General features: G+C 67.5%; 8 protein-coding genes. All 8 read left to right on the plus strand.

Annotated features, from left to right (window positions below):
- The first annotated feature begins 88 nt into the window (after positions 1-88).
- A complete protein-coding gene (gene rplA / locus IEZ08_RS35260; protein ID WP_068921138.1) occupies positions 89-802 on the plus strand; it encodes a 50S ribosomal protein L1 in 714 nt (237 codons plus the stop codon).
- Positions 803-947: 145 nt separating this feature from the next.
- On the plus strand, positions 948-1,781 hold the full coding sequence (locus IEZ08_RS35265) for an SCO4651 family lipoprotein (RefSeq protein WP_068921139.1): 834 nt from the start codon (positions 948-950) through the stop codon (positions 1,779-1,781).
- Between the two features lie 438 nt (positions 1,782-2,219).
- Positions 2,220-2,744: a 50S ribosomal protein L10 gene (gene rplJ / locus IEZ08_RS35270; protein WP_068921140.1), complete on the plus strand. Its 525-nt coding sequence runs from the start codon at positions 2,220-2,222 to the stop codon at positions 2,742-2,744.
- Positions 2,745-2,829: 85 nt separating this feature from the next.
- Positions 2,830-3,225, plus strand: coding sequence for a 50S ribosomal protein L7/L12 (rplL, locus tag IEZ08_RS35275; RefSeq protein WP_068921141.1), 396 nt, complete (start codon positions 2,830-2,832; stop codon positions 3,223-3,225).
- A gap of 250 nt (positions 3,226-3,475) precedes the next feature.
- Positions 3,476-4,477 (plus strand): ABC transporter ATP-binding protein, encoded by a 1,002-nt coding sequence (locus tag IEZ08_RS35280; RefSeq protein ID WP_068921142.1) that lies wholly within the window; start codon positions 3,476-3,478, stop codon positions 4,475-4,477.
- A gap of 117 nt (positions 4,478-4,594) precedes the next feature.
- A complete protein-coding gene (locus tag IEZ08_RS35285; protein ID WP_229803873.1) occupies positions 4,595-5,077 on the plus strand; it encodes an Rv1363c family protein in 483 nt (160 codons plus the stop codon).
- A complete protein-coding gene (locus tag IEZ08_RS35290) occupies positions 5,074-5,589 on the plus strand; it encodes an Rv1363c family protein (protein WP_068921143.1) in 516 nt (171 codons plus the stop codon). Before IEZ08_RS35285 ends, IEZ08_RS35290 begins: the two co-directional genes overlap by 4 nt.
- A 479-nt stretch (positions 5,590-6,068) precedes the next feature.
- Positions 6,069-6,266 (plus strand): hypothetical protein (locus tag IEZ08_RS35295; protein WP_189243900.1); only part of this gene is annotated, 198 nt, incomplete at its 3' end.

A 6,266-nucleotide genomic window follows, 5' to 3' on the forward strand; every position in this document is an offset into this window, starting at 1 on the left:
ATCCGGCGTTCGGCAGCACAGACCTCGAATCGAGTGGGAGGGCCAGGCGCTGGCCCGCACCACGGACACTCAGATCAGGAGTGAGCAAGTGAAGCGCAGCAAGGCACATCACGACGCCGCGGCGAAGGTGGACCGCGAGAACCTGTACAGCCCGGCCCAGGCGGCCAAGCTGGCCAAGGAGACCACCGTCACCAAGTTCGACGCCACCGTCGAGGTCGCTCTGCGACTGGGCGTCGACCCGCGCAAGGCGGACCAGATGGTCCGCGGCACCGTCAACCTCCCGCACGGCACCGGTAAGACCGCCCGGGTCCTGGTCTTCGCGACCGGTGACCGTGCCGAGGAGGCCCGCGCCGCGGGCGCCGACATCGTCGGTGCCGACGAGCTGATCGAGGAGGTGGCCAAGGGCCGCCTCGACTTCGACGCCGTCGTCGCCACCCCGGACCTCATGGGCAAGGTCGGCCGCCTGGGCCGCGTGCTCGGTCCGCGTGGTCTGATGCCGAACCCCAAGACCGGCACCGTGACCCCGGCCGTCGGCAAGGCCGTCACCGACATCAAGGGCGGCAAGATCGAGTTCCGCGTCGACCGGCACGCGAACCTGCACTTCATCATCGGCAAGGTGTCGTTCGACGAGCGCCAGCTGGTGGAGAACTACGCCGCCGCCCTCGACGAGGTGCTGCGTCTGAAGCCGTCGGCGGCCAAGGGCCGTTACCTGAAGAAGGTCACCTTCTCCACGTCCATGGGCCCCGGCATCCCGGTCGACCCGAACGTGACGCGGGCGATGACCGCCGAGATCGAGGGCTGACCCTCCAGTCATCGGTAGTGAAGGGCCTCAGCCGAATGGCCATTCGGCTGAGGCCCTTTCTCGTCCCCGTGGACGAGGCGCTCCTCGCTTCCCGCGCATAGTCTCGAAGGGACAGTTGATGGGGGGACGTGAAGGGGTGAGAGGGATGCGCCGATTGGCTCCCGCGCTGGCACTGGGAGCGGCCGCGTTGGTCGTGGTCACGGGATGTGGGACTCAGGGTGGCGTCGCGACCCTGGGGAATGTGAAGCTGGCGGCGGCCGAGGCGGTCCAGGAGAGCGCCCAGAAGGCCGAGGAGGTCACCTCCTACTCCGCGGACCTGGTGGTCGAGTCCAGCGGGAAGGCCGAGGACTCCGGCAAGATCCAGGGCAGCATGGTCTACCAGAGCAAGCCGGAGCTGGCGACCGACGTCACGCTGGACGTCATCTCCTTCGGCGGGCGGAACGTGCCCGGCGGGGCGCGGGCGATCCTGGTCGGCGAGACGGTCTACGTGAAGTCCGAGCTGCTCACCCAGCTGGCCGGCGCGACGAAGCCGTGGGTGAAGGTGTCCGTCGGCGACCTGGACAGCGGCGGGCAGGCCGAGGTCCGGCAGTTCATGGACCAGGCCCGGCAGTTCGACCTGGCCGGCACGGTCAAGCTGCTGACCGCGTCGAAGGACGTCAAGGCGGTCGGCACCGAGACGGTCGGCGGGGTGGAGACCACCCACTACAGCGGCACCTTCCCGCTCGCCGAGGCGGTCCAGGCGTTCGCCCCGCAGGAGCGCGAGCGGCTCCAGGGGCAGTTCTCGCACGCCAAGAACGTGAAGTTCGACCTGTGGGCCGACGCCCAGTACCTGCCGCGCAAGGTGACGCTGAGCGGTTCCGAGCAGGGCACCTCGTTCACGATGGCCGCGAACTTCAGGGACTTCAACGAGGCCGTGACCATCGCGGCCCCGCCCGCCGACCAGGTGGGCGACCTGCCGAAGAACCCCGGCGGCAACTGAGCCCGGTACGGCCCGCGCCCCGGGACTGTCCGGCCGGGGCGCGGGCCGTATCCGCGACGCGTCAGCGTCGCCGTGGACCTGTGAGGGGGCGCCGGTGCACTGGACTGAGGAACGCGCGCTGCGAAGCGAGCGCGTGACGAGGGAAGGCGCCGGTTACCAGCCCCCGAGCCGCGACGCGTCAGCGTCGCCGTGGACCCGTAGACGCTGATTTGGCTAATTCTCTGGTACGTCGTAAGCTGTCAACGCCGAAGACCGCCGGTCGTCGTCTGGCTTGATGTCAGACGGCCTAAGGATCCACTGAGTGGACGGCCTGCGTAGGTGTGATGTGAGTTTTCATTGGGACCGTTCTTTTCCGTCCTCGTGTGAGCCCCGTGCGCCTGCGCCGGGGCTGTCGTTATTTATGGGCCTTTCCCGGCGGGTACATCTGGAAGGAGGCCCATGGCGAAGGCGGACAAGGCGGCGTCCATTGCCGAGCTCAAGAGCAGCTTCGAAGGCTCTGGCGCTGCTGTTCTGACCGAGTACCGCGGTCTCACCGTCGCTCAGCTCAAGCAGCTGCGCGTTGCTCTCGGTGGGAATGCGAATTTCGCCGTGGTGAAGAACACGCTGACCAAGATTGCGGCCAATCAGGCCGGGATCAACCAGCTCGACGACCTGCTCGCGGGTCCGTCGGCGATCGCGTTCGTCAACGGCGACGTGGTCGAGGCTGCCAAGAGTCTGCGTGACTTCGCCAAGGCCAATCCCCTCCTGGTCATCAAGGGCGGTGTCGTCGACGGTAAGGCGATGACCCCGGCCGAGATCAGCAAGCTTGCCGACCTCGAGTCGCGTGAGGTTCTCCTCGCGAAGCTGGCCGGTGCCATGAAGGCGAAGCAGGGCCACGCGGCCGCCGTCTTCAACGCGCTGCCCACCAACATGGCTCAGCTGGCCGAGGCTCTGCGCGCCAAGCGCGCCGAGGCCGGCGAGTAGGTCCGCGCAAGCGGTCGCAGGGGATTAGCGCATACGTAACCGCGGTCCCGATTCTTTCACTAGCTAGATCCATACGGAGGAAATCATGGCGAAGCTCAGCAACGACGAGCTGCTCGACGCGTTCAAGGAGATGACCCTCCTCGAGCTGTCCGACTTCGTGAAGCTCTTCGAGGAGACCTTCGACGTCAAGGCTGCCGCTCCGGTCGCCGTCGCCGCCGCCCCGGCCGCCGGTGGCGGTGGCGAGGCCGCTGCCGAGGCTGACGAGCAGGACGAGTTCGACGTCATCCTCGAGGCCGCCGGCGACAAGAAGATCCAGGTCATCAAGGAGATCCGCGCCCTGACGAGCCTGGGCCTCAAGGAGGCCAAGGACCTGGTCGACGGTGCTCCGAAGCCGGTCTTCGACGGCAAGGTCAACAAGGAGCAGGCGGAGAAGGCCAAGGCCGCCCTCGAGGGTGCCGGCGCCACCGTCACCGTCAAGTAGTCCGCTACGCCCCAGTAGTTCACTACGCCGAGAAGAGCGGGTCCACCAGGTGCCGGTGGCCCGCTCTTCTCGCATGTCCGGGGGTTTCCGCTCCGGCGCCCGTGACTCCGGGTTCCGGGCTCTTCCTCGTCCATTTGTTGGACGGCTAGTCTCATAACCGTGCTGTAACGATCGCCGGATCGCCTGGGCATCCGGTCCGTTCCGGGCGATCGTCACTACGGTGGTGCACCGGTCTCCTGGAGGGCTGCACGTGGGCGTCGAAGTCGTGGTCGAGGGACTGACCAAGTCGTTTGGAAGACAGGTCATCTGGGAGGACGTCACGCTGACGCTCCCGGCCGGTGAGATCTCGGTTCTGCTGGGCCCCTCGGGTACCGGCAAGTCGGTCTTCCTCAAGTCCCTCGTCGGCCTGCTGAGGCCGGAACGGGGCCATATCTGGATCGACGGTCACGACCTGGCCAACTGCGGTGAGAACAAGCTCTACGAGCTGCGGAGGCTGTTCGGCGTCCTGTTCCAGGACGGCGCCCTCTTCGGCTCGCTCAACCTCTTCGACAACGTCGCCTTCCCGTTGCGCGAGCACACCAGGAAGGGCGAGACCGAGATCCGCAAGATCGTGATGGAGAAGATGGAGCTCGTCGGTCTCATCGGCGCGGAGGGCAAACTGCCCGGGGAGATCTCCGGGGGGATGCGCAAACGGGCCGGCCTGGCCCGGGCGCTGGTCCTCGATCCCGAGATCATCCTTTTCGACGAGCCGGACTCCGGCCTGGATCCGGTCCGCACGGCCTATCTGAACCAGCTCATCGTGGATCTCAACGCGGAGACCGAGGCGACCTTCCTCATCGTCACGCACGACATCAACACCGCCCGTACGGTCCCGGACAACATCGGGCTGCTGTTCCGGCGCGAGCTGATCATGTTCGGCCCCCGCGAGATGCTGCTCTCCAGCGACGAGCCGGTGGTACGGCAGTTCCTCAACGCGCGCAGACACGGTCCGATCGGAATGTCGGAGGAGAAGGACGTCTCCGAACTGGAGGCCGAGGCGCAGCTGGGTCACGACCCGGGCGTCCTGCCGCCCATCCCGCCGCAACTCATGCCGAGTGAGAACCGGATCCGGCGCACGCAGCGCCCGCCGGGCGAGTGGCTGGCCGCCAACGGCGTCATCCCGCCGGTGAACTCCTTCGTGGACGACCGGGGCCGCAACTGGCTGGAGGAGTATCCCCGTCTGGTGGCGGCGCACCTCAACGGCGTTCCGTGACGGCGGGTTCGCCCGCCATGAGATGAGTTCGATGTTCCATCGGTGCTGATCGATCCCGTTCGCTATGGTTGATGGTGATCGACCGTGACGGTGACAGCCGAGCTGGAAGATCGAAGCGTGCTGAGGAGATTCCTGCCCTGGCTGCTGGGCCTGCTGATCGCCTGCCTCACGGCGGCGGGTTTCTGGGTGGGCGGAGACCTGCGTGACGCCCAGGCGGCGGAGGACGACCGCGCGGCGGTGCTGTGGGCGGCGGGCACGCACGCGCTCAATCTCCTGTCCGTGAGCCATCGGACCGTCGACGCCGACATCGCGCGCGTTCTGGCCTCCTCCACCGGGTCCGCCAGGGCCGAGTACGCCAGGAACGCCGCCGCCCTGAAACAGGCCACGACCGGGGAGAAGGTCGTTCAGACGGGTGCGCTGCGCGCCGCCGGGCTGGTCTCGATGGGGGAGGACACGGCGCGGGTGCTGGTGGCCGGGGACGCGGTGATCAGGTGGGAGGGGCGCGGGGGCTCTCCGCAAGAGCGTTTCTACCGCTGGAGCATGGAAGTGACCAGGGCCGGGGGGACGTGGCTCGTGTCGAAGGCCGAGCTGGTCCCATGAGGCGTGCATCCTTGCTCTTCACCGGGGTACTGGCCATCGTGGCGATGGTGCTGGGGGCGGCGGTCGGGGTCATGCTGGCAGACCTCGGCCGGTTGCGCGCGGGGGAGACCGCGGGGCGGGAGGCGCTCGCGGCCGCCCGCTCCTTCGCCGCCGACATGTTGTCCTACGACTACCGCACGATCGAGCAGGATTTCGCGCGGGCGCGGGCGTACACCGCCGGAGACCTCGCCGAGCACTACGGGCGTCTCGCCACGACCGTGGGACCGTCGGCCCGGCAGCAGAGGCTGGTGCAGTCGGCGACGGTCGCCGGGGCGGCGGTGGAGTCGGCGGGGCCGGACCGGGCCGAGGTGCTGCTGTTCGTGAACATGAGTACGACCAGGACCCCGGCGGGGGAGGGACAGTCCCGGCGGCAGGTCACCAGGGGGCGGGTGCGCTTCGTAATGGTCCGCGACGACTCTCGCTGGCTGGTCACGGAGCTCTCCACGCTTCTGGGTGCCGCCCCTCCTCTGTAACCCCTTGATTCGCAAGGTGATCCCCGGGACAGGGGCCGTGGCGCGGCGCGTTATATAATTGTTAGCAAAGGGTGTGTTTGAAGAAGGTTTGACCGCGGGTAGATCGACCATGGCAGCGTCGATCATCGACCGGTTACCGGTCGGCGGTCGAACCGTCGGGTGACGGGTGTCAACCGCCCCGGGTTGGGGTAACGTCCTGAACCCGGCGGTGTGCGCAGGTCAATCGGCGGGAAAACTCCCAGCTTCAAGCTGGTTTTTCAGCGGAAATGTCGGCTTCCGGGCTTGACGTTTCGGCGCGGACGGGCGATGCTGCGACCAACGTGGAGCATGCAGCGAGACCGAGGTGGACAGGCGTGTGCCGTTCGGCTACACTGCCCCTTTGCGCTGCCCTTTGACGACCCGCTTCTTTTGGTGCTCCGATGCATGGTCGTCTGGCGTGCGTGTAGTCAGTCCGCCGCGAGCCCTCGGAAGGACATCTGTTGGCAGCCTCGCGCAACGCCTCCGCCGTACCCGCTGGTCCCCGTCGTGTGTCGTTCGCACGCATTCAGGAGCCGCTCGAAGTTCCTGATCTTCTCGCTCTGCAGACCGAGTCGTTCGACTGGCTGCTGGGCAACGAGAAGTGGAAGGGGCGGGTCGAGGCGGCTCGCCAGGCCGGGCGCAAGGACGTTCCGGCCCAG

This window comes from Planobispora rosea, from assembly GCF_014648175.1.
GTDB lineage: Bacteria > Actinomycetota > Actinomycetes > Streptosporangiales > Streptosporangiaceae > Planobispora > Planobispora rosea.

What these genes read in the sequence shown, in the direction of transcription:
- rplL (WP_068921141.1), top strand. Translation starts at nt 2,830, where the DNA reads ATGGCGAAGCTCAGCAACGACGAGCTGCTCGACGCGTTCAAGGAGATG.
- IEZ08_RS35290 (WP_068921143.1), top strand. Translation starts at nt 5,074, where the DNA reads ATGAGGCGTGCATCCTTGCTCTTCACCGGGGTACTGGCCATCGTGGCG.
- rplJ (WP_068921140.1), top strand. Translation starts at nt 2,220, where the DNA reads ATGGCGAAGGCGGACAAGGCGGCGTCCATTGCCGAGCTCAAGAGCAGC.
- IEZ08_RS35265 (WP_068921139.1), top strand. Translation starts at nt 948, where the DNA reads ATGCGCCGATTGGCTCCCGCGCTGGCACTGGGAGCGGCCGCGTTGGTC.